The organism is Sphingomonas sp. HMP6 (assembly GCF_013374095.1).
Taxonomy (GTDB): domain Bacteria; phylum Pseudomonadota; class Alphaproteobacteria; order Sphingomonadales; family Sphingomonadaceae; genus Sphingomonas.
On record NZ_AP022672.1, the window covers coordinates 1,399,147 to 1,421,944 of the forward strand.

Sequence of the window (22,798 nt, forward strand, 5' to 3'; positions counted from 1 at the left end):
GCCTCTGCATCTGAGTAAGTCGTATGACACAGCGACAGTGCTATCACGACCAGACGCGGAGGCGCGTGTTCTTGCGCCCTGTCCTACAGCCCCGCCCTTGCGATAAATACCCCGCTCCTTTTCGTAACTGAAGGAGCAGGACAATGGGCAGCACCGGGGATCGCCAGACCAAGCCGCGCTGGACGGCCGACACCGAAATTGCGTTTTTGCTCGCGCTGCGGATGCACGGCACGGCGAAGGCGGCGTGTCGGGAGATTGGGCGGCCGTTCAGCAGCGTGGCGTTTCGGCGGAAGCGCAAGCCGGACTTTGCCGCGCGGTGGCAGGCGGTGCTCGATGCGAAGCCCTGGGCGACAATCGCCGCTGAGAAAGCGAAGCTGGCGGCGATCGATCCGGTCGATCTGGAACCCGACACGGGCGAAATGTGCAACCGCGCGCGGGTCGATGGGTGGACGCCGCTGCGGCAGCGCGCGTTCCTGCGTGCGCTGACGGCGACGGGGGAGATCGAGACGGCGTGCAAGCTCGCGCGCATCTCCAATACGGCGGTGCGGAAAGCGCGCGCGGCCTATCCGAGCTTTGCGGCGGCGTGCGAGCGGGCGATCGCCAAGGCCGAGCCGACGCTGGAGCAGATTGCGGTCGACCGCGCGATCAACGGCGTGGCCGAGCCGGTCTATCATGCCGGGCAAGTGGTGGGGCACAAGCGGCGCTATTCGGACGCGTTGATGCGCGATGCGTTGAAGCGCGAGGACGCGCGGATGGGCACGCACAAGAGCAAGCGCGACCTGGTCGAGGAAGCGAAGGCGGCGGCGCGGCTGGCGGGCGGGTTCTTCTCGCTGCCGGCCGACGACGAGGCGGTCAATGCGTCGCTGCTGAAGAAGCTCGACGGGATGCGGCGGCGGACGCTGCGCGAGGAGCGGCTGCGGGCGGAGCGCTTGCTGGCCGACGGGCTGGTGCCGTGAGCGTGCTCCCCTGCCCCGCCGCCCGCGCGTACGGTGAACCCCGGATTGACACAGTTTGCCGGAGCGCTTCCATTGGCGTGCGCGGACGGCCCTGATAGGTCTGGTCGGGCGGAGGATGCCGTGGCGGCGCGGCACGCGGGGTTTGGGCGCTGGGTTTGGGCGCGGGGTTTGGGGGGACGGACTTTGGCGGACACGATTCTCGACACGATCGAGGCGAAGGTGGTTTCGGCCGACGCGCCCGATCCGGCGGTGCCGCTGGGGCTTTCGGGTGCTTCGCTGACGACGCTGGCGACGACGCTGGCGGGCGGGCTGGCGCTGGCGGCGTGTTCGGGCGGTGGCGGCGGCGCGGGGACGACGGCGGGCGGATCGCCCACGCCGACGCCGCCTGCCACGCCGACCCCGACGCCGATCGCCGCGGCGGCCGCGAGCCGCTTGCTCGGCCAGGCGACGATGGGGGCGACGAAGGGCGAGATTGCGAGCGTGCAGTCGCTCGGCTTCGACGGGTGGATCACCGCGCAATTCGCACAGCCGCGCGCGACGAGCCATTGGGACTGGCTGGTCGCCAATGGCTATAATGTCGCGGCGAACATCAACAATACGACCGGGTTCGACCCGACGATCTGGCGCCAGATGATCGCCGAGCCCGACCAGTTGCGGCAGCGCGTCGGGATCGCGCTGTCGGAGATGCTGGTGGTGGGCGTCGACGGGCTGACGCTGAACTGGAAGCAGTTTGCGGGGGCGGCGTATTTCGACGTGCTGCTCGACAATGCGTTCGGCAATTTCCGTAACCTGATGGGGGCGATCACGACCAATGCCGCGATGGCATCGTTCCTCACCTTTCTGGGCAACAAGAAGGCGAACACGACCACGGGCGCGCAGCCGGACGAGAATTATGCGCGCGAATTGATGCAGTTGTTCACGCTCGGGCTGTATCAGCTCAACCCCGACGGGAGCGTGAAGACGAGCGGGGGCAAGCCGCTCGAGACCTATACCCCGGCGGATGTATCGGGGCTGGCGCGGGTGTTTACCGGGCTGAACCTGGCGTCGTCGGTCAGCACCACGCCGGACCGCTACCGCGTGCCGCTGGTGATGACGGCGGCGCAGCATGAGAGCGGCGCGTCGAGCTTCCTTGGCACGAGCATCCCGATGGGGACCGAGGGGATGGCGGCGGTGAGCCTCGCGCTCGATGCGATCTTCGCGCATCCCAACGTGCCGCCGTTCGTGTCGAAGCAGTTGATCCAGCGGATGGTGACGTCGAACCCCTCCCCCGCTTATGTCGGGCGGGTGGCGGCGGTGTTCGCGAACAACGGATCGGGCGTGCGCGGCGACATGAAGGCAGTGATCCGCGCGATTTTGCTGGATGCCGAGGCGCGCGACGGGACCGCGGTGACCTCTAGCAATGCGGGCAAATTGCGCGAGCCGGTGCTGCGGCTGACCGGCTGGGCGCGGGCGTTTTCGGCGAGTTCGCCGTCCAACGCCTGGACGATCGGCGATACGTCGAGTTCGAGCACCAGGCTGGCGCAGTCGATCGGGCATAGCGCGACGGTGTTCAACTTCTTCCGCCCCGGATACACGCCGGCGAACACCGCGATCTCGACCGCGGGGCTGGTCGCGCCGGAGTTTCAGATCACCAACGAGCTGAGCGTCGTTGCCTATATCAATTACATGCAGGCGCTGATCGCCAATGGGACGGGCGATTTCAAGGCGGATTACTCGGCGATCCTGACCCTTGCGGGCGACGCTCAGGCGCTGATCGACGAGGTCAATCTGGTGCTGGCGAACGGGCAGCTTTCCGCCGCGACGATCGCCGCGATCAAGGGTGCGGTCGACAGCATCGCCAATAGCGGCGCGACCGGCCCCAGCAACCGCGTGATGACCGCGATCCTGCTGACGATGGCCGCCCCCGATTATCTGACCTTCCGATAAGGACCGGACCGATGAACCCCAGCGACACCGGCTATCAATCGCGCCGCGCCTTCCTGAAACGTTCCGCCGCCTTGGGGCTGGCGGGGAGCGCGATGCCGTTCGTCACCAGCCTCGCCGCGATCGGCGAGGCGGCCGCGGCGGTGACGACCGACTACAAGGCGCTCGTCTGCGTGTTCCTGTACGGCGGGAACGATTACGCCAACACGCTGCCGCCGTATGACCAGGCGAGCTACACTCTGTATCAGGCGGCGCGGAGCAACATTGCGCTGGCGCGGAATACGCTCGATGCGACGGTGCTCAATCCGGTGACGGCGCTGGCCGGGGGGCGGCAATATGCGCTGGCGCCGACGATGACGCCGCTGCTGCCGCTGTTCAATGCGGGCAAGATGGCGGTCGCGCTCAACGTCGGATCGCTGATCCAGCCGACGACCAAGGCGCAGTACAGCGCCAATTCCGTGCCGCTGCCGCCGAAATTGTTCAGCCATAACGATCAGCAAAGCTTCTGGCAGGCGAGCAACCCGGAGGGCGCGACATCGGGCTGGGGCGGGCGGATCGGCGATCTGTTCCAGAGCGGCAATGGCTCGTCCACGCTCACCTGCATCAATGCGACGGGCAATGCGGTGTTCCTGACTGGCAAGACCGCAATCCAATATTCGGTCGGCACGGGCGGGCCGATCGCGCTGCTCGGCAATAACGCTTCGCTGTTCGGATCGACCACGGCGGCGAGCACGCTGCGCACGCTGATGACGGCGGGACAGGCCAACATCTTCCAGAACGAACATGCCCGGGTGAGCAAGCGCGCGATCGATACCTATGCGCAGGTCAACACCGCGCTCGCCGGAGCGCCGATCGCAAATTTCCCCGGTTTCCCGACGCCGAACAGCCTGGCCGACCAGTTGAAGATCGTGGCGCGGCTGATCTCGGTATCGTCGGAACTCGGCGCGCGGCGGCAAGTGTTCTTCGTGTCGATCGGCGGATGGGACATGCACGACGCGCTCGTAGCCAACCATCCGACCCAGACCGGGTTGCTGGCGAATGCGATGCGCGCTTTCTACGAGACGACCAAGACGCTGGGCGTGGCCGACAAGGTGACGACCTTTACCGCCTCCGATTTCGGGCGGACGCTGCAATCGAACGACGACGGATCCGATCACGGCTGGGGCAGCATGCATTTCGTGATGGGCGACGCGGTGCGCGGCCAGCGCTTCTACGGCACGCCGCCGGCGGTGGGCAACAATACCCCCGACGATGTCGGCCAGGGCCGGTTGCTGCCGACGATGTCGGTGGATCAGTACGCCTCGACGCTGGCGAGCTGGTTCGGGGTGTCGGCGGGGGATATGCCGACCGTGTTGCCGAATATTGGGAATTATAACAGCTCGACTTGGAATTTGGGGTTTGTTTGAGGGGGTGGCGGGTGCGATGCGGGGAAGCGCTCCGGCACCTCTGGTCGGTCCGACGACCGAGGCTGGGCGGTGGTCGCGAATTCGCTTTTCCGTCCGATACCTGCTGTTCCGGTTTCACGCGAGACGACGCGGCGGGAGCGATCCGAACGGCGATAGGTGGTGGAGAGCGGAACGGCGGCTTTCGGATGCTCTTAACACAAACCAACGTCGAGGGCGGTGGGCCTTAAGAGAGCCGATGCTGCGAGGTCAGGTCGCTTTTTGATACGTCACGTCCAACCCCAGCTTCGCATGCCGCCAATGCCATGTTCAGCTTTTCTCGAACACTGTCGCTAACGCCTTCCCACGCTTCAATTGCTCGTAAGGCTGGAACGAGACTTTGTTCTCCCAAAATCGCAGCCGCTTCTAATAAAACTTTGCTAAAATCGTCGGGAAGGAGTGGCCGTAGCCGTTGAAGGGCTTCTTCGCGGTCCCGACGAGCGAGGCCGACAATCGCTTCATCTCGCGTATCGGGATCGGGGTCGTCTGCCGCCCTTTCCAGCGCTGCGCGTATTCGGAGGCTGTCGAGTGGGAGGCCAGAAATTAGGAAGGTAGCCCAGTCTCGATTTGATCTATCCTCGTCATCGACGAGTTTAATTAGCCGCTGTAGGTTAGCTTGACCGATAACGTCGTCGTCGAAGCGGACTTCGTCGGCTAGAACGTAATTCAGAAATTCTGACGCAGGCAGATATCGATCATCCATTCGCGAAGCTAACACCTGACTGATTGTCCGCAAGGGGATGACGTGCGAGCTACCCTGAATGACCGTAAATGGGCGGAAGCAGCCCGACCACTTTTCCGGCTCGGAGCTTGCCGGATTCGGCGCAAGAGGCGGTCGAGACTGTCAATCGCACCTTTACGCCGGGTGGCAACGTTCCTGCACGGTCCGTCCCGCTTTTCCGCCGCGAGTATCGGCGCTGCGCTTAACAAGCGACGCTGAACTCACAGAAAAATTTCGCTGTTTGCATCCGCGCGCCACCTCACCCCGTACATTCCCCCGCACAGCGCTTCGCGTCCGTTGGACTGCGAGAGCGTCGCCTCGCGCCGCCAGAAAAGCTAAAATAATCCTTTAGTTTCAATAGCTTGGAACCAATCGCCTGCGCGCGTGTTTCGCCCTTTACCAGCCACAAAGGGAGGTCCAACCGATGACCGACGACACGCAACAGTTTATCGATGTTCTCGACCACCGGGTCGAGCGACGGAATGAGCGGCGCGATTTCTTCAGGACGGCGTTCGGGGCGGCTGCGGTCGCCGGGGCGGGGCTCGGTGCGATTTCGCTGGGCGCGCGCGCCGAAGCGCAGGCCGCGCCGAGCGATTTCGATGTGCTCAACTTCGCGCTCAACCTCGAATATCTCGAGGCGCAATTCTATAATGTCGCGGTGTTCGGCACGGGGCTTCCGGCCAATATGCAGACCGGCACGGGCACGCAGGGTGCGGTGACCGGGGGGCGCAAGGTCGTCTTCACCGATCCGATCGTCGCGGCTTATGCCAAGGAAATCGCGCAGGACGAAGTCACGCACGTCGCCTTTCTGCGCAAGGTGCTCGGGACGAGTGGGGCGGCCCAGCCCGCGCTCAACATCGATGGCGGGCCTACCGGCGCGTTCACCGCGCTTGGGCGGGCAGCAGGCATCGCGACCAACGGCGCGGGCGCGATCGATGCCACCAACGGCACGTTCGATCCTTATGCCAGCGACAACAACTTCCTGCTCGGCGCGTTCGTGTTCGAGGATGTCGGCGTGACCGCCTATAAAGGCGCGTCGCCCCTGATCAGCAACAAGACCTATCTGGAGGCGGCCGCCGGGATCCTTGCGGTCGAGGCCTATCATGCGGGCCTGGTGCGGACGGTGCTGTATGCCAAGGGCGTCGCAACGCCGTCGCTGCGGACCTCGGCCGATGCGATCTCCAACGCGCGCGACAGCGTCGATGGGACCGCGACCGATCTCGACCAGGGCATTTCGCCGACGACGATCAACGGCGGGCTCGCCTCGAATATCGTGCCGCTCGACGCGCAGGGCCTCGCCTACAGCCGGTCGACCGGACAGGTGCTCAACGTCGTGTACCTTAACAATAAGGCGGTCTCGATGGGCGGGTTCTTCCCGGCGGGCATCAACCTGCCGAACAACACCAGCCTTCGGACCAGCGCGGCGAATTGAGCCGCTTGCCCCCCCTTTCGGGAGATTTCGACATGACCGACCAATCCGTCCTTGCCCAAGTGCTCGAAGCCGGCGACCGCCGCCGCGACGAGCGCCGCCGCTTTATGAAGACCGCCGCCAGTGCCTCGATCGCGGCAGGTGGCCTGTCGCTGCTCGCCGCATGCGGCAATACCGACGTCCTGACTCCGGCACCGACGCCGAGCCCGACGCCGACGCCAACCCCGACCAATTCGGCGAGCGTCCAGCAGGATCTGGACGTACTGAACTTTGCGCTGAACCTCGAATATCTCGAGGCGCAATTCTACGTCCGCGCGGTGTATGGCACGGGCCTGCCGGCCGCTGCCACGGCGGGTGGCGATGGCGCAGCGGGTGGCAGCGTCATCGGCGGTCGCCAGGTCACCTTCACCGATCCGGTGGTGGCGCAATATGCGCGCGAAATCGCCGCAGACGAGGCGGCGCACGTCACCTTCCTGCGATCGGTGCTCGGATCGGCTGCTGTCGCGCAACCGCTGATCAACATCGATGGCGGCGCGGGCGGTGCCTTTACCGCGGCGGCGCGCGCGGCCGGTGTGGTGGGGCCAACCGACACGTTCGACCCTTACGCGAGCGACGAGAATTTCCTGCTCGGCGCGTTCATCTTCGAAGATGTCGGCGTATCGGCGTATAAAGGCGCGTCGCCGCTGATCACCAACAAGACGTATCTGGAGGCCGCCGCCGGCATCCTTGCGGCAGAGGCGTATCATGCCGGGCTGATCCGCACGGTTTTGTACGTCAAGGGTTTGCAGACGCCGGCCCTGTCGCTGACACAAAATGCTGGAAAGATCAGCGATGCGCGCGACAGCCTCGACGGACCGACCGATCTCGATCAGGGCATCCTCGGCGCGGATGCGAGCGTTTCGAACATCGTGCCGACCGATGCGGACGGCATCGCGTACAGCCGCACGACCGGCCAAGTGCTCAACATCGTCTATCTGTCGAAATCGGCGCTGATCGGCGGCGGTTTCTTCCCATCCGGCATCAACGGAAATATCCGGACGAGCGCCAACAGCGCCTGACATACCCCACTTGCGTCCTCCCTTGGACTTCGGGGCCGTGCGACCATGTCGCGCGGCCCTTTTTTTCGGAGCGGAGCGATCGCATCGGTTGCGCGTTTGGCGTGATACGCGCAGCAAGGCGCGCGACACGACCACAGGAGACCAGCATGCGTCGATTCGCCCTCGCAACGACCGTTTTGACGACGGCCCTCATGCTCTCGGCCTGCGACAAGGATTCGATGGCGACGGGATCGCCGATCGCGCAGGGCGCGCAAGCCGTCGCGATGCTGCGCACCCCCGATGGCGCCGATGTCGGCCGCGCGGTCGCGACCGAAGTGGCGGGCGGTCTGCGCTTCACGCTCGACGTCCATGGCCTGACGCCGGGCACGCACGGCGCGCACGTCCATACCGTCGGGCATTGCGATGCGCCCGATTTCCAGACGGCGGGCGGGCATTGGAACCCGCTTGGCGCAAAGCACGGCTCGATGAACCCGCAAGGGCCGCACGAAGGCGATCTGCCCAATCTGGTCATCGCCTCGAACGGTCACGGCACGATCGGGATGGTCATTCCAGCGGCGACGATGGCCGGGCTGCTCGACGCCGATGGATCGGCGATCGTGGTGCATGACAAGGCCGATGATCTGATGACCGACCCGTCGGGCAATAGCGGCGCGCGGATCGCGTGCGGGGTATTCGGGGCGAATTGAGGGCTGATCCGTTCGCCCTGAGCTTGTCGAAGGGCCTGTGCCACACACGCAGGTCTCGGTTGCGGCGAGGTTTGCTTCGACAAGCTCAGCACGAACGGAATTGGATTAAGCCGGCGTAGGCTCGGCGCAAACCAGCCGCTAGATCGGCTCCCCCGCCGCGCGCGCGCGGGCTTCGCGATTGGCTTCGGCCTTGGGGACGAGGCGGTAGGCGGCGATGCCCGCCGCGATCGTGATCGGGGCGGTGAGTAGCAGCGAGAGGACGCCGGTCGACAGGCTCCCGGTCAGCGTCGAGACGCGGCCTGCGATATACGGTCCCATCGCCAATCCCAGCAACGTCGTGCCGATGAAGAAGGCACCCGTTGCAGTGCCGCGCATGCGGGGAAGCACCAGATCCTGCATCGTCGCGCCTGCCGCGCCCAGCGCGGTGCTGGCGCAGGTGGCGGCGACGAGCAGGCACGGCACGAACACCGCGACCTCGGTGGCACGAAACGCGAGGATGATGAAGGGCACCGGCACGATCGCGCCGAACAGGATCACCATGATCCGGCCCGCGGGATGCCAGCGGCGCAAGCGATCGGCGATGACCCCGCCGACCATCACGCCGACGAAACCGCCGAACGCGAGCGTCCCGCCGATCGTCCCGCCGGCTTGCTGGATCGTGACGCCGAGGTTGCGCATCGCGAACGGTGCCGACCACAGGCTGACCCCGTAGGCGACAAAGGCGTTGAGGCCGTAGGCGATCACGATCGCGATGAACGCCGGGTTAGCGATGACGAGCGTGTACGTCGGCAGATCGCGGCGCTTGAGCGCGGTCGCCCAGGAAAAGACGGCATAAGCGCCGAGCCCGACCGCAGTCCATTGCGGCCACGGTTCGCCATAGGCCAGCAGGATCGCAATGACGCCCGACACGATGCCGAGCGCGAGCAGATTGACCGCCAGCGCCTTCGCGCCGCCGCGCGCCGCGCCGATCAGCGTGAAGGGCGGGACGATCGTGACGAGATCGGCGAGCAGCGCCTGGAACGGCGCGGGGTGGCGTTCGGGCTCGGGCAGGCCCTCGACCGCGCCGCGCTTGGGTTCGCGCAGGGTGGCGACGAGGATGGCGATGAGCAAGCCGGGGAGGCCAACCGCGATGAACGCCGCCTGCCAGCCGTGCAGCCCGAGCGGGCCGCCTTGCGGGTAAGCCTGGTTCCAGCGGTGGACGATCATCCCGGCGATGCTGAGCGACACGCCGCCGCCGACGTAAAGGCCTGACGAATAGATCGCGAGCGCGGTGGCGCGGAGTTTCTTGGGGAAATAATCGGAGATGAGCGAATAGGCCGAGGGACTTGCCGTCGCCTCACCGATGCCGACGCCGATTCGCGCGCCGACCAACATGCCGCCACTGCGTGCGAAGCCTGAAAGCGCGGTCATGCTCGACCATAGCACCAGCCCCAGCGTCATCAGCCGGACGCGATTCCAATTGTCGGCGAGACGGCCCAGCGGAATCCCGAACAAGGAATAGAACACACCGAACGCGGTGCCATACAGGAAACCGAGGTCCTCATCCTTCAAATGCAAGTCGCGTTTGATGTCCTCGGCAAGGATCGAGATAATCTGGCGATCGACGAAATTGAGGACGTACACGACGAACAGGACGGCCAGAACGTACCATGCATAGCCGCTCGCGCGCGTTTGCGGGGTTGCCGGTTGTGGGGCCGGTTCGGTCGCCATCTGTCATTCCTCCCGGGAAGTTTCTGTTCTTCCAAGCGGCCTAGCAGAGCATACCGAAAATACGAAAGCGATTTCGCCGCACGCAGGATTGCGTCAGGGCACGTGATCGTCGGGGCGCGCGGGCGCGTCTGGATTAGTGAGGCTGACCGAGAAATAGCGCGAGCCCTTGCGGCTGCGCGTACGCAAGCGGCGATTGCGCCTAAAGACGAGCGCTGCCGCCACAGCAATTGCCACAAGGGCCGTGAAGATACCCAACGCTATCATTATCCGACTTCCCGGAATGGCGCGATACTATGCTGCCATGCACCATTTTGGCCGAAATGGCGAATGAAAAGCGTGTTACTTTGCGCGCTAATCTTGCAACGGACGACGCGAGACTTCGCGATACTCCGCGCCCCCGGGCGCCAGCTCGCTCTCGAACAGCGAGACATGCGTGAAGTCGAAGGCGGTGCTCGCGACTGCGGCATGGAAGCGCTGCCATTGCGCAATCTCGTCGGCGACCTTTGCGCCGTGGGCGAGACGCGCGACGGTAATGTGCGGCACGAACGTGCGCGCCGCGGGCCACGCCACGACCGCCGCCAGTGCGCGATCGACCGCATGGTGCAACCGGCGAAGGGCGTCATGCGGGGTGAGGCCGACCCAGAGCGTGTCGACGCGCCCACGCCGCTCGAATGCCCCGACCCCAGCGAGCTGCACGGTGATCGGCCGGGCACAGACCGCCGCGAGCGCAGTGGTGACGTCTTGCGCGGTGCCAGCATCGACCTCGCCGAGATAGCGCAACGTCAGATGGAGCTGCGCATCGGATTGCCAGCGTGCGGCGGACACGCCGGTCATAACAGCGCGCAGGCTGTCGCGGATTTCCGGGGGTGGGCGCAATGCGGCGAACAGACGGGGCATGCCGCGGGATTAACGTGTTTCCCGATTGTGTCGCGACCGGATTCGCTTGAAAACCGAGGTCGAAGGGCCGATATTCCGAACTAACCGGCATAGCGCCGGGATTGAGGAGCTTTTTACAATGGCAAACTGGTCTGATCCACGTCCGAATGCCGCGGCATTCCAGACGGCCGGGGCAGTCGGTACCGATGCGTTCGACGCCGGTCTGCGCAGCTATATGCTGTCGGTTTACAATTACATGGCGTCGGCGGTACTGCTGACCGGAATCGTGTCGCTTGGCTTTTACGCCAGCGGCATGGCTGAGCAGGTTTTCGCCGGCCCTGGCATCCTGAAATGGATCATCACTCTGGCGCCGCTCGGTTTCGTGTTAGGCATGAGCTTCGGTCAGGGCCGCATGTCGTCCGCGACCTTGCAGGCGATGTTCTGGGGATTTTCGATCGTAATGGGCCTGTCGATCTCGACGATCTTTCTCCGCTATGACGGCGCGTCTGTCGCACAGGCGTTCTTCGCAACGGCGGCGGCGTTCGGCGGTTTGAGCCTCTACGGCTACACCACCAAGCGTGACCTTTCGGCGTTCGGCACGTTCCTGGTGATGGGCCTGGTCGGCCTGATCGTCGCCAGCCTGCTGAACCTGTTCTTCCAGTCGGGCGTGATGACGCTGGTGATCAGCATCGTCGGCGTGCTGCTGTTCGCAGGGCTCACCGCCTATGACACGCAGCGGACCATGAGCATGTACGCGCATGTCGCGGGGACCGAGGACGAGCATCGCACGGTGATCATGTCGGCGCTGACGCTGTATCTCGACTTCATCAACATGTTCCTGTTCATCCTGCGGCTTTTTGGTAGCAGCCGGAACTAATCAAAGACCGGATCGCTCCGGCTTTGGGGCCCGACGGGGAGACCTGTCGGGCCCTTTTCTTTGCCCTTTGCCCTCCCCAGCCCCCTCCCTAACCGACGGATAGACCATGCGCCTCTCGATCGACGTCACGCTCGACTACACGATTGATGGTGAGGCCGACGTGCTGCTGCTGATCGAAGCGGCGAAGGGACCGGACCAGCGGCTGGAACTCCAGGATCTGCGCGTCCATTCGCCCGAGCCGCTGCGCGCGGTGCCGGGCGAGGATGGGATCGGCCAGCGTTGTTGGGCGCGCGGCAAGGGGGCGTTCCGGGCCGATTACAAGGCGGTCGTCGAGATCCTGCGTGATCCGATCGATTTCTCCACGCTCGGCGACACGCCGATCCGGCAGATGCCGCCCGAGACGATCCCGTACTTGCTGCCCAGCCGCTATTGCGAGTCCGACCGGCTGGAGGGCTTTGTCGAGCAGGAGTTCGGCGGGATGGCGGCGGGGCCACTCGCCACTGCGCTGACCGCGTGGGTGGGGGAGCATTTGACCTATGCGTCGGGCATATCGAGCGGCACGACAACCGCGATGATGACCTTTGCCGAGCGGCGCGGCGTGTGCCGCGATTATGCGCACCTGCTGGTGGCCCTCGCGCGCGCCGGGGGGATTCCGGCACGCTGCGTCTCGGCTTATGCCCCCGGCGTCGATCCGCCCGATTTCCACGCGGTCGCGGAGCTCTGGATCGGCGGCGGCTGGCATCTGGTCGATGCAACGGGAATGGCGTCGTGCGGCAATCTGGCCCGCGTCGCGGTCGGGCGTGACGCCACCGACATCGCGTTCATGACGGTGTTCGGCAGTGCGACGCTGCAATGGCAGTCGGTCTCGGTCAAACAGCTCTGAGGGAACAGGCTCCTGCTCGCATCGTTCTAGTTGCGTTACGGACAGGAGAGCGACAGTGAGCGAACAGGACAAATTGATCGACGACACGGCGCTGGACGGGCTGTCGGTTGCGCCGGGCGACCCGGCGGACGCAGCGGCCGACATCCACGACCCGCGCCAGAATGCCGGGCAGGACGAATCGATCGCCAAGCGGATGGAGCGCGACCCCGGGAGCGCCGACGCGGCGCTCGACAATGGGCTCGACGAATCGATGGACGCATCCGACCCCGCATCATCGACGCAACCGGGCCACACCGGCGCGCCGGCCAAATCATCGGGCTTCGATGCCGAGGCCGAGGCGGCAATCCAGGCGGAACGTAAGTAGGGATTTCTCCTTAACGCGGCGATGGCGGACATGAGAATGTTGCGCAATCGCCGCACTTTTCGGCAATTTTACAAACCTTCAGCCGATTTTACGCAGTTCATATTGCGTCGCACCACATTTTATGGTCGCTTTGTTAACGGCGGGCGACGAAGCGTTAACCACAGTGCAACGCTTGGTGGCGCATCTTTCCCGTCGACACTTTAAGGCGAGGTGACGGTATGGCTGCTCGGATGAAGAAACCGGCGAATGGCGCGATGACGCTGGCCGAAATGAAGGAGTTCGCGACCTTCCCCTCCGCCACGCAGCGCTATGTCCGCCGCTCGCTCGACATCGGGCTCGACCGGGACGATGCGATGACGCGCTGGTCGCGCGACGTGGTGGAAGCCGCGAGCATCCGCGCCCAAGCAAAGCTCTATTCGCGCCTCCCCAACATCCGCGAGACGATCCCCGACGATAGCGGGCTCGATGCGGTGGAGCCGTTCCTCGCACCCCTCACCACGGTGACCGCGTTCGATCTCGGCCAGGGGCGGTTGACGACCTTCTCGGCGTATCGCTTCCTGTACGAGCGGCTGGTCGGGGCCGAAGTGCGGCCGTGGTTGCCAGCGGCGTTCTGCTCGGCGGCGGCGCTGCCGCATCTGCACCCCGATTTGCGGCGCAAGCTGCTCCAGTCGATCAGCGAAGCGGCGGCGACGGCATCGGGCTGGTCGAACCGGCAGCCGGCCTTCTTCCCGAAATGGGTGGAGAAGGTCGAGGTTGGCGCGTTGCCGAACTGATCGCTACCCGTGCTCCTGCGCAGGCAGGAGCGTTGGGTAACGAAGCGCAGCACCTGTAATCCAGGGCTCCTGCCTTCGCAGGAGCATGTGGGTTAAACTCCCTTTGCCTAGCAAACGGCCCCTCCCCGTTCGCCCTGAGCTTGTCGAAGGGCTGTCTCAGCGAGCGATCGCCGCGCGTGCGGAGAGCAGGGCTTAGACAGGCTCAGCCCGACCGGTGTTTGGGTGATCGTCGCTATCGGAGATCGAGCTTAACGACACACCGTCCAGCCCATCCCGCCGCGATTTGCCTGATCGAGATGGAAGTGGTTGGCATGGGCGGCGTTGTAATCAGGCGAAAGCGTGGTTGCAAACAGGCGGCACGCGCCGTTGCGGACGCGGTGGAGGAACGTCGCCTCCGGGCCGTTGCCCTGCCAATCGTCGAGCACGCTGATCCGGCGACCATCGGCGAGCACAAACGCGGCGATATCGACCGCGTCGGCGGTGGAATGCTGGCTCCAGCTTTCGCTGCCACCAATTCGGCGACAATTGTAACTGCCGAGCTGCTCGATCGCCACAACCGGGCTGCCGAGCAAAGTGCGCGCCTCGGGCTGGACCGAGTGCCATTCCCACAACGTGAGGCTCGCAGCGACGGGACAAGCAGTGCCAAGCGCGGGCCGATACGACGCGCGGCGTGCGCCGCCGGGATCGAACGCGACGCCGTCGGCATAGCCGCAATGCTCGGCCTTTACCGGCGGCAGGACGGTGTAGCGCACGCCGGCGCGACCGAGCAGTGCGCGGCACCCCGGGAAATCATTGGTCAACGCCGCCAACTTCCGCGCGGTGAACATCCCCACCGGATCGGCGAGATCGAGCTTGGTCCACGGCATATCCTGCGGATGCTGGCGCACCCCGGCGATTACGGTGAGCACGACGACGAGGACCAGCGCGGCGATCAGCATCGCCGCTATCGCTTGCCGGACGGTGCGCATCAGCCGCGCTGCGCCGCGCTGATCGCCTCCGACGTCACGGGATAGCCGAGATCGTGCGGGATGCAGAGGTGATCGACGCCGTCGCGGCGTTCGATCCAGGGGGTTACGGCACGGATTTCGTAATCGGCGGCATGGGCCGCGGCGTCGGCGAAGCTGCTGAATTGCGCGAGGCGTTCGAGATTGCGGCGGGTCGGGAAGATGATCCGCACGCGTCCGGCATCGGCATCGTCGAGCACGGATTGCGCGGTGGACCAAAAGACGCGGACGTTTTCGGTATCGTCGACGACCGGCGCGGGCGCATCGGCGGGGAGCCGCGCGAGATAGAAGCGCGTGTCGAAGATGCGCATGTTGGCGTGCGCGGGGAGCCAGCGGGCGAACGGGGTGAGCGCGGAAGGATCAAGCGTCAGCGACAGATCGCGGAGCACCGCGCCGATCGCTTCGCCGCGGTGAAGCCCGGCGCGGAGCTTCGCCAGGGTTTCGGGCGACAGGTCGGACAGGCCGACGCCGACCCCAACTTCCTCGATCGTCTCGCGGATTGCGCCGATGCGGGCGGCCATGTCGTCGGGGTCGCCGCCGAGCTCGAGCGCGAGCGCGCGGTCGCCCGGATCGATCCGCCCGCCCGGAAAGACCAATGCGCCGCCGGCAAACACCATCGCCTTCGAGCGTTCGACGAACAGCAGTTCGGGCACCGCCCCGCGCTCACGGAACAGCACCAGCGTGGCGGCGGGGATCGCCTCGGATATCGTGTCGCTCATGGTCGAAACGCCCAGCGCAAGGTCGACGCAACGCTGTACGTGCTGGCGCGGAGCAGCGGCAAGCCGACGCTCGGCTGCGTGAGGCCGTGCATCGCCCGTGCCCAGCCGGGGAGCAGGTCGACCCCAGCCTGCAAGGTGATCGCCTGGAACGGTCCTGCGACGAGCGAGGGCGCGCGCTGATCAAGCAGCACGTGCGCAACATCACGGGTGCGCGCATCGACAACGAGTTCGCCGCGCATCGCGGTCATGATCGCCTCCGCCTCTGCCCGGGTGTGCGGGATCGGATCGACGCCGAGGGGTTCGGCAATGCGCACCATTTCGGCGACGTAGCGGTCCTGATCGGCGCGGCTCATAGTGGGCTCGCCATAGCGGATCCAGCCGTCAAGGAAGCTCAACACCTCACAGACATGCACCCAAGCGAGCAGCGCCGGGTCGCCCGCACGATAGTCTGTGCCATCGGGCAAGGTGCCGCCGATATGATCGTGGATGCGGCGGACCTTGGCGAGCGTTGCCCGCGCATCGTCGGGTGCGCCGAAGGTGGTGACGGCGATGAAGCGTGCGGTGCGGCGCAAGCGGCCCTGCATGTCGTCGCGAAAGCCCGAATGGTCCCACACGCCCGCCAGCACCTTTGGGTGGAGCATCTGCAGCAACAAGGCGGCTATCCCGCCGACCAGCATCGACGTGACATCGCCATGCACGCGCCATGCGACCGAGTTCGGCGGGAACAGCGCATCATTGCTGCGCTGCACGGGCGTTTCGCCGCGCGCCTTGTCGTTGAACAGCGCGCGGACCTGTCCGATGATCAGACCCTTCAACGGGCGGGCAAAGCGGTCGGCGGGAGTCATTGCGGTCATGGTGCCTGAAGGTTTGAGGCGGGGATAGGGTTCCCGTCCTCGACCAAGCGGGATGCTACCAACAGACGATGCACAAAAGCCCGTATCGCGCGCGCGCGACATTTGCTGCAGTTTGGGGCACTCGTCGACCCTTCAACCAGCTCGGTTTGCACCGCGCGCAGCCCCGGTGGCGCGGCGTCAGGGCGCTTGAAAGACGCGAAATGTCTCAGTCTTCCAATGATGCTGATCCCACTCCAGAGATGAAATCGCGGCACGATGATCCCGCTCACCCCGAAACCGAGCCGGTATCGCCGATCCGGGTGCCGGTTCCTAAGCATCCCGATTTCTTACGACGATTTTTCGCGGCACTGTTGCGTCCAAAGGATTGAACGACGCGCTTACGCAGGCACGCCGTTCACCACCGCCGGATCGATCGCATAATCCCGCGCAATCTCCCGCGCGGTCATCTTAGCCGACATCATCACCGAAGGCGTCCCGCCGCCGGGCTGAGTCCCCTGCCCGACCAGATACAGGTTCGTGATATCCTCGCTGCGATTGTGCGGGCGGAAAAAGGCGGTCTGGGTCAGGCGCGGTTCGACCCCGAAACCGTTGCCAGCATAGGACCCGAGGACTTCCTCAAAATATTTCGGGGTGACGAAGCTGCGATAAACCAGCCGTTCCCCGAGATTGGGAATGTAACCGCGCTCCTCCAGGAACTGCATCACCGTGTCGGCGAAACGCTCCCCCTCTACGTCCCAATCGACATCGCCGAGCGTGTTGGGCACCGGGATCAGCGTGTACGCCGCATGATGCCCCGGCGGCGCCAGGCTCGCATCGGTGATCGTCGGAATGTGGAGATATTGCGAGAAATCCTCGGCGAGCACTTTGCGTTCAAAAATGTCGGTCAGCAATTCCTCATAGCGCGGCCCGAGGATGATGTTGTGGTGGCGCAGATCGGGATCGCCGTCGCGCATCTGATAGCCGAAATAGATCACCATCAGCGACATGCTTTGCTTGCGGAACTTGACCAGCGCGTCGCGATTGATCTTGCGATGCGTCTTGTCGACCAACTTGAGATAGGTATTCGCGTAATCGCCGTTCGAGACCACGAGATCGGCCGCGATCGTCTCGCCCGAGGCGAGCGTCACGCCGGTTGCAACGCGCTTGCCACCGCGCTTCTCGACGTCGATCCGATCGACCTTGGCGTTGAGCTGCAGCGTGCCGCCGAGCTCCTCGAACTTGCGGATCATTGCAGTGACGAGCGCACCGGTGCCGCCCATCGCGAAATGCACGCCCCAGGTCTTTTCGACGAAATGGATCATCGCATAGATAGCGGGCACCTTCAGCGGGTTGCCGCCAACCAGCAGCGGTTCGAAGCTGAACACCTGCCGCATCTTGTCGCTCTTGAAATATTTGCTGATGAGCGAAAACAGCGGCTGTACCGCGCCCAACTTGAGCAGATCGGGCACGACGCCGAGCATCGAGCCGAGGCTGCCGAAATAGGTGTAGCCGAGTTCGAGGAAGCCGCGTTGGAAGATTGCACGGGCGGCCTCGTGGAAACGCTCATAGCCCTCCAGATCCTCGGGAGCGAGCTTTGCGATCTGGGCGCGGACGTTGACCGGATCGGCGTCGTAATCGAAGAAGGTGCCGTCATCGAAATAGATGCGGTAGAAGGGCAGGACCGGGACGATCTCAAGATAGCGGCTGGTGTTCGAGCCGCCGCTGATGCCCGACAGGATGCGCTTTTCGGCCAGCACGTCGGCCGGAAAATCGGGCTCGCCGAGCATCGCGGCGTCGCGTTCGAGCGAGAACAGCTCTTCGATGAAGTGCGGCACGGTCAGCACGGTCGGCCCCATGTCGAAGGTGAAGCCCTCCGCGCGGCGGACATAGGCGCGGCCGCCCGGCGCATCGAGCTGTTCGACGATGCGCGTGTCGAACCCCAGGCTCTGCAACCGGATCGCGCAGGCGATGCCGCCGATCCCGGAGCCGATCACGATGGCAGTCTGGCGAGTCATAACGGGGCTGGTCCTGATGGGGCGCGGGTGCGCCGGAATGCGGGTTGCGGCACTGCCCCCGCGACGGAGGGCTAACGCCACTATAGCTGCCAGTAACCGAAGCACCTGAACCGTCAAATTGCAACGACGGTGGGCGATGCCGGTGCGGGGGAAGACGAAGCCAGGCAGCGTCGTCACAACGGCACCGACGATGGGAGGGACTGTCGGCGGATACGTCTAATGGCGGAAGACGCATCAAATGCCGTTGTGACGACGACCAAGAGATAGCGGAGCAGTGCCGATCCCGCGATACAGACCTTGTGCCGTACCGCGGCGAGACGCGATTACAGTCCGGCTTCGACCGCCAGCCGGATCAAGTCCGCGGTCGTGTTCAGCCCCAGTCGCTCCATCAGGATCGCCCGGTGCATCTTGACGGTCTTTTCGGCGAGCTCGAGCTCGGCGGCGATCTGTTTGTTGAGCAAGCCGCTCGCCACCAGCTTGAGCACTTGCCCCTGCCGCCGCGAGAGAGATTTGACCATTTCGGCAGCGCGGATCCGGCGCATACTGGTCGGGGCTGCGGCATCGGCATCGATTTCGAGCTGCGAGCCCAGGAAATAGAGCAACGCGTCGTCCTCGTCATAAATCGGCGCGACGAGCACGGCGTTGCGAAACGGCTGGCCGTTGCGCTTGTAATTGAGGATTTCGACCAGCACCGGGCGATGTTCCCGCACCCCGCGGCGGATTTCCTCGGTCAGCCACGGCTCGGTCGCCGGGCCCGACAGAAAGCGGCAATTACGCCCGATCACCTCTTCGCGCGGATAGCCGGTCAAATCGCAGAATGGCTGATTGCAGGCGACGATCGGGTTGTCGGGCAACCGCGGATCGCTGATCACCGACGGCACCGGGCTATCGGTGACGAGCCGCATGTGGCGGTCGTTGACGACGAGAGGATCGGCGGCGGGCACCATCTAGCGTTGAATCCTGTGCATTGCGCCGATCATACCAAGGCGCGGGCGGGATGACACCCGATTTATCCCGCAGGGTGGCAGACGGGCGGAGGCGACCGTCAGGAACCCCGCGGTGCCCCCCAGCGCGCGATCCACCGGCGAAGTGGCTGGTCCCACCAGCGCACAAGAAGCAGCGACGCGGTAGCCAGCGCGATCAGCGCGCCAATGCCAATCCACGGCGAGGTCCGTGCGATTAGGGTGGGAAACAACCGGTCGAGCGCCATGATCATTGTCGTGAGCAGCGGCATTTGCAGGACGTAAATCGGATACGATATTTCCCCCAGCAGCCGGTCGAGCGATCCGCATGGCTCGGGCGCGCGCGCCGTCGCCAGCAGCACCACTGCGGGGAAAACGAACAGCACTACCCCAACATCGATCAGGCCGCGCGCGGCCGCCGGGAAAGGCCAGAACAGCGCCAGGCCGACGACCGCGACCGCGATGCCGGTCGCCATGCGGCGATCCGGCGCACGCCGTGGGCGACCTAGCCGGAAGAGCAGGACGCCGGCAAAGAACGAGAACAGCGTTCGACCGCACGCCACATAGGTGTCACCCCAAAACCCGCCGCCGTTCAGCGTGCCGCGAAAGACGGCTATCGCCACAAGCGCGCAGGCCGCCGCTGCGACCGTGCTAACGAGCGCCGGGATCGACTGCCATTTGCGCGAGGCGGCATAGAGCGCGTTGACGCAAAGTTCACAGAACAGCGTCCAGCATACGACGTTCGCCGGGAAAAGCGGATCGTAAGCAAAGCCGATCGGCGGAGTCGGCAGCATGAACAGGCCGAAGATCGTGGACGCCGCGATGATGTCGGTCATCCCGAGATGGCGGCTCAGATAGGCCAGTTCCGCTACCCCCAATAGCAGCGCGAGCAGGTAAAACGGAAACAGCCGCACGAACCGCGCTCGCAAGAAAGACGCGACGGGCATCCCGGCTGCCAGCCTGCCGTCGTAAGCGTGCGCCAGGACGAAGCCGCTGATCACAAAAAACAGATCAACCGCGCGATAGCCCCCCGCCGCCCGGATCGGTGCGAAGATCGGGCGGAAGTGCAGCACGACGACGCTGATCGCGGCCACGCCCCGCAAGATATCCAGTATGACGAAGGATTGCGCGCGGCGGCAGGAGCCCGTCTGCGCGGCGAAATCGTGCATTACGCCCCCTTGCTCATCACCACCCGCGCCGGGACGTGGTGCCAGGGAATATCTAGAACGAAGACGCGCGCTTGCAAAGTCGGACGGGCGTGGGAAGCCACGCACCGCGCCGCTTGGCATTTGCGGCCCGAGCCTTGTACCCAACACTTTCCACGGTCTTTGCGCCGCGCGACGGGGGATTACGATGCGCGATCGCGCTCAGGAATTATTGGGGCTGTGCGCTCTGGTCGAGGGGCAGCCGATGGCAATGATGGCGCTGGCCCGGCAATTGGCGGGTGCCGGCCACCGCGACCGCGCGCTCGACCTGGCCGCGCGCGCCTTGGCACTCGCGCCGGGGGACGGGGAGGTCCGCGCGCTCGCCACTGAGGTGTTGAGCGACGGCGTGCCCCTGTGGCACTTTTCGATTGTGCGCGATCAGGTGCGCAATGCCGCCTATGACGCCGCGTTGCGCCGCGCGGTCTTTCCGGGCTGCACCGTGCTCGAAATCGGGACCGGTTCGGGGCTGCTCGCGATGATGGCGGCGCGGGCTGGCGCGGGGCGAGTCGTGACGTGCGAGGCCGATCCCGCAGTCGCCGCCGCAGCGCGCGCCACGATCGGCCGCAACGGTTTCGCCGATCGAATCACCGTGCTCACCGCGCATTCGACCGCGCTCGATCCCAGCGAGATTTGTGGTCCGGCGGACATTTTGGTCTCCGAAATCGTCAGCAACGACATGGTCAGCGAAGGCGCGCTGCCGGCCCATGCCGATGCGGTGCCGCGGCTGCTGAAGCCGGGTGGCACGGTCATACCGGTGCGCGGCCGGATGCGGATCGCGCTGATGGACGATGGCGGCTCGGTTCAACCGGACCTGACCGAAATCGACTCGTTCGATCTCAGCCCGTTCAACCGGCTGCGGCGGCCGTATCGGGAGATTCCCGTCGGTAACGCATCGATCACGCTGCGCAGCGACGCGGCCGATCTGTTCGCTTTCGATTTCGCGCGCGGGCCGTGGCATGGCGCGCGGACGCACATGCTTTTGCGCTCCCGCGGTGGGCGCGTGCGTGGGGTGGTGCAATGGATCGCGCTCGACCTCGACGACGAAACGCTCTACGAAAACATGCCCGCGCCCAGTGCAAGCTCGTGCTGGGCGGCGATATTTTGGCCGTTTGTCGAGCCGCTTGCGACCGTGCCGGGCGAGGCCGTTGCGATTGCCGCTTGCCATGAGGGGAACCGCGTCAGGCTGTGGCGCGAACTACACCCCAAACATTGACATTTTCGCCGATTTCCGGGATGGGTAGGGTCGTAACGCCGACTTCAGGGAACACGACCATGGACGATATCAAAAAGACGGTTCAGGCTGGTGTAATCGAAGCGGCCGCAAAGCCGGAGTGGGTGAAGCCCGAACTGACCGCCTATGCGCCAGTTCAAGCCGCCGAAGGCATTTCGTATCGTCCCAACGACGGCCTCAGCAACCTTAGTTGATCCGTTCGAGACGGACTGAAGTGTGCGCGAAATTTGCCGCGTCGGCAGCGCATTCGTAATTGATGGCGTAATTGACACGATGGGGCATAGACCGTGCGATCATCCCGCATGATCTACGATCTCGCGACCGCCGAACATGATTATCCGATCGCGACCGATCCGCCACGGCGGACGATCCTGCTGTGCACGCATCCGCGATCGGGCAGCACCTTGCTGGGCGAGGCGCTGTATTTTGCGGGAGGGCTGGGCTGCCCGCTTGAATATTTCCACGCGGGCTTCCGCCCGGGCATCGCGGCGCGATGGGGATGTGCCACGATCTCGGATTATGCCAGCGCGGTGCACCGACGCCGAACCGATCCGAACGGTACGCTGGCGGTAAAGCTGTTCTGGCGTGATATCGCCGAATTGGCGCTGGAACTGGCACCCGACCGTTTCCCCGATCTTCACAGCCGTCCGCCCGAAACGATATCGCCCGAAACCTATCGCGAGATCGCCGGGTTGCTGGCACCGCTGTTTCCGGCCCCGACCTACCTTCATCTGATCCGCCGCGACCGCGTGCGGCAGGCGGTATCCAGCGCAGCCGTGACCCGCACCGGCATCTGGCGGCAAATCCCCGGCATGGGCGAACGTGCCGAAGCCGCACCGCCCGCTTATGATCTGGCGACGATCGAGCGCCTGATCGCCTATGTGGATTTCTGCCACCGGCACTGGCGCGGCTTCTTCGCGGCGATCGGCGCGGCCCCCTTCCCCATCGCCTATGAAGATCTTTCGCGCGATTACGCAGCGACCATGCGCGCGGTGTTCGATCATCTGGGCAGCAATGCGGAACCGGGTCCGGTGCGGATGCGCCGACAGTCCGACGCGCGCAGCGAGGCGTTGGTTCTGCGTTTTCTGCAGGAGCATAATGCGCGTGCGGCACTTGTGACGACGACGTGAC

22 protein-coding genes are annotated in these 22,798 nt (G+C 65.0%); 13 read left to right on the forward strand and 9 right to left on the reverse strand.

Annotated features, from left to right (window positions below; translation table 11 throughout):
• Positions 1-143: 143 nt before the first annotated feature.
• From HMP06_RS07005 to HMP06_RS07015, 3 genes are all read left to right on the forward strand, one after another.
• The gene (locus tag HMP06_RS07005) at positions 144-956 is read left to right on the forward strand and encodes a hypothetical protein (RefSeq protein ID WP_176496450.1); all 813 of its coding nucleotides are present in this window, start codon (positions 144-146) and stop codon (positions 954-956) included.
• A 183-nt stretch (positions 957-1,139) separates the two neighbouring features.
• Complete coding sequence (locus tag HMP06_RS07010) at positions 1,140-2,882, forward strand: DUF1800 domain-containing protein (protein WP_232089897.1); 1,743 nt, start codon at positions 1,140-1,142, stop codon at positions 2,880-2,882.
• Between the two features lie 11 nt (positions 2,883-2,893).
• Positions 2,894-4,285, forward strand: coding sequence for a DUF1501 domain-containing protein (locus HMP06_RS07015; RefSeq protein WP_176496451.1), 1,392 nt, complete (start codon positions 2,894-2,896; stop codon positions 4,283-4,285).
• Between the two features lie 223 nt (positions 4,286-4,508).
• Here HMP06_RS07015 and HMP06_RS07020 read toward each other — a convergent pair whose 3' ends face one another.
• Positions 4,509-5,024 (reverse strand): HEAT repeat domain-containing protein, encoded by a 516-nt coding sequence (locus HMP06_RS07020; protein ID WP_176496452.1) that lies wholly within the window; start codon positions 5,022-5,024, stop codon positions 4,509-4,511.
• 442 nt (positions 5,025-5,466) lie between these two features.
• Here HMP06_RS07020 and HMP06_RS07025 point away from each other — a divergent pair, with 442 nt between their 5' ends.
• The 3 genes from HMP06_RS07025 to HMP06_RS07035 all read left to right on the forward strand — a co-directional run bounded on the left by HMP06_RS07025 (position 5,467) and on the right by HMP06_RS07035 (position 8,215).
• Positions 5,467-6,474 (forward strand): ferritin-like domain-containing protein, encoded by a 1,008-nt coding sequence (locus HMP06_RS07025; protein WP_176496453.1) that lies wholly within the window; start codon positions 5,467-5,469, stop codon positions 6,472-6,474.
• Between the two features lie 32 nt (positions 6,475-6,506).
• Positions 6,507-7,529 carry a ferritin-like domain-containing protein gene (locus tag HMP06_RS07030; protein WP_176496454.1) on the forward strand — a complete coding sequence of 341 codons (1,023 nt, stop codon included), beginning with the start codon at positions 6,507-6,509 and terminating at the stop codon, positions 7,527-7,529.
• Positions 7,530-7,675: 146 nt separating this feature from the next.
• A complete protein-coding gene (locus HMP06_RS07035) occupies positions 7,676-8,215 on the forward strand; it encodes a superoxide dismutase family protein (protein WP_176496455.1) in 540 nt (179 codons plus the stop codon).
• Between the two features lie 138 nt (positions 8,216-8,353).
• On the opposite strand, the gene HMP06_RS07040 is transcribed toward HMP06_RS07035, so the two are convergent.
• Together HMP06_RS07040 and thpR are read right to left on the reverse strand one after the other, a co-directional pair.
• Positions 8,354-9,925, reverse strand: coding sequence for a spinster family MFS transporter (locus HMP06_RS07040; RefSeq protein WP_176496456.1), 1,572 nt, complete (start codon positions 9,923-9,925; stop codon positions 8,354-8,356).
• A 351-nt stretch (positions 9,926-10,276) separates the two neighbouring features.
• Complete coding sequence (gene thpR, locus HMP06_RS07045; protein WP_176496457.1) at positions 10,277-10,822, reverse strand: RNA 2',3'-cyclic phosphodiesterase; 546 nt, start codon at positions 10,820-10,822, stop codon at positions 10,277-10,279.
• 118 nt (positions 10,823-10,940) lie between these two features.
• Between thpR and HMP06_RS07050 the strand changes: the two genes are divergently transcribed.
• The 4 genes from HMP06_RS07050 to HMP06_RS07065 all read left to right on the forward strand — a co-directional run bounded on the left by HMP06_RS07050 (position 10,941) and on the right by HMP06_RS07065 (position 13,698).
• Positions 10,941-11,678, forward strand: coding sequence for a Bax inhibitor-1/YccA family protein (locus HMP06_RS07050; protein WP_176496458.1), 738 nt, complete (start codon positions 10,941-10,943; stop codon positions 11,676-11,678).
• A gap of 106 nt (positions 11,679-11,784) precedes the next feature.
• The gene (locus tag HMP06_RS07055) at positions 11,785-12,561 is read left to right on the forward strand and encodes a transglutaminase-like domain-containing protein (RefSeq protein WP_176496459.1); all 777 of its coding nucleotides are present in this window, start codon (positions 11,785-11,787) and stop codon (positions 12,559-12,561) included.
• 55 nt (positions 12,562-12,616) lie between these two features.
• Complete coding sequence (locus HMP06_RS07060; RefSeq protein ID WP_176496460.1) at positions 12,617-12,925, forward strand: hypothetical protein; 309 nt, start codon at positions 12,617-12,619, stop codon at positions 12,923-12,925.
• A gap of 218 nt (positions 12,926-13,143) precedes the next feature.
• Positions 13,144-13,698: a hypothetical protein gene (locus HMP06_RS07065; protein ID WP_176496461.1), complete on the forward strand. Its 555-nt coding sequence runs from the start codon at positions 13,144-13,146 to the stop codon at positions 13,696-13,698.
• Positions 13,699-13,946: 248 nt separating this feature from the next.
• On the opposite strand, the gene HMP06_RS07070 is transcribed toward HMP06_RS07065, so the two are convergent.
• The 6 genes from HMP06_RS07070 to HMP06_RS07095 form a co-directional block, all read right to left on the reverse strand.
• On the reverse strand, positions 13,947-14,666 hold the full coding sequence (locus HMP06_RS07070) for an extensin-like domain-containing protein (protein WP_176496462.1): 720 nt from the start codon (positions 14,664-14,666) through the stop codon (positions 13,947-13,949).
• The gene (locus tag HMP06_RS07075) at positions 14,666-15,421 is read right to left on the reverse strand and encodes an NUDIX hydrolase (protein WP_176496463.1); all 756 of its coding nucleotides are present in this window, start codon (positions 15,419-15,421) and stop codon (positions 14,666-14,668) included. The genes HMP06_RS07070 and HMP06_RS07075 overlap by 1 nt, the downstream gene beginning before the upstream one ends.
• Complete coding sequence (locus HMP06_RS07080; protein ID WP_176498405.1) at positions 15,418-16,266, reverse strand: oxygenase MpaB family protein; 849 nt, start codon at positions 16,264-16,266, stop codon at positions 15,418-15,420. The genes HMP06_RS07075 and HMP06_RS07080 overlap by 4 nt, the downstream gene beginning before the upstream one ends.
• 386 nt (positions 16,267-16,652) lie before the next feature.
• Positions 16,653-18,269, reverse strand: coding sequence for a phytoene desaturase family protein (gene crtI / locus HMP06_RS07085; RefSeq protein ID WP_176496464.1), 1,617 nt, complete (start codon positions 18,267-18,269; stop codon positions 16,653-16,655).
• Between the two features lie 323 nt (positions 18,270-18,592).
• Complete coding sequence (locus HMP06_RS07090) at positions 18,593-19,216, reverse strand: PAS domain-containing protein (RefSeq protein ID WP_232089898.1); 624 nt, start codon at positions 19,214-19,216, stop codon at positions 18,593-18,595.
• Positions 19,217-19,314: 98 nt separating this feature from the next.
• Positions 19,315-20,400, reverse strand: coding sequence for an acyltransferase family protein (locus HMP06_RS07095; protein WP_176496465.1), 1,086 nt, complete (start codon positions 20,398-20,400; stop codon positions 19,315-19,317).
• A 184-nt stretch (positions 20,401-20,584) separates the two neighbouring features.
• Here HMP06_RS07095 and HMP06_RS07100 point away from each other — a divergent pair, with 184 nt between their 5' ends.
• From HMP06_RS07100 to HMP06_RS07110, 3 genes are all read left to right on the forward strand, one after another.
• Positions 20,585-21,649 carry a 50S ribosomal protein L11 methyltransferase gene (locus HMP06_RS07100; RefSeq protein ID WP_176496466.1) on the forward strand — a complete coding sequence of 355 codons (1,065 nt, stop codon included), beginning with the start codon at positions 20,585-20,587 and terminating at the stop codon, positions 21,647-21,649.
• A gap of 59 nt (positions 21,650-21,708) precedes the next feature.
• The gene (locus tag HMP06_RS07105) at positions 21,709-21,861 is read left to right on the forward strand and encodes a hypothetical protein (protein ID WP_176496467.1); all 153 of its coding nucleotides are present in this window, start codon (positions 21,709-21,711) and stop codon (positions 21,859-21,861) included.
• 108 nt (positions 21,862-21,969) lie between these two features.
• Complete coding sequence (locus tag HMP06_RS07110) at positions 21,970-22,797, forward strand: Stf0 family sulfotransferase (RefSeq protein ID WP_176496468.1); 828 nt, start codon at positions 21,970-21,972, stop codon at positions 22,795-22,797.
• Position 22,798: the final 1 nt, after the last annotated feature.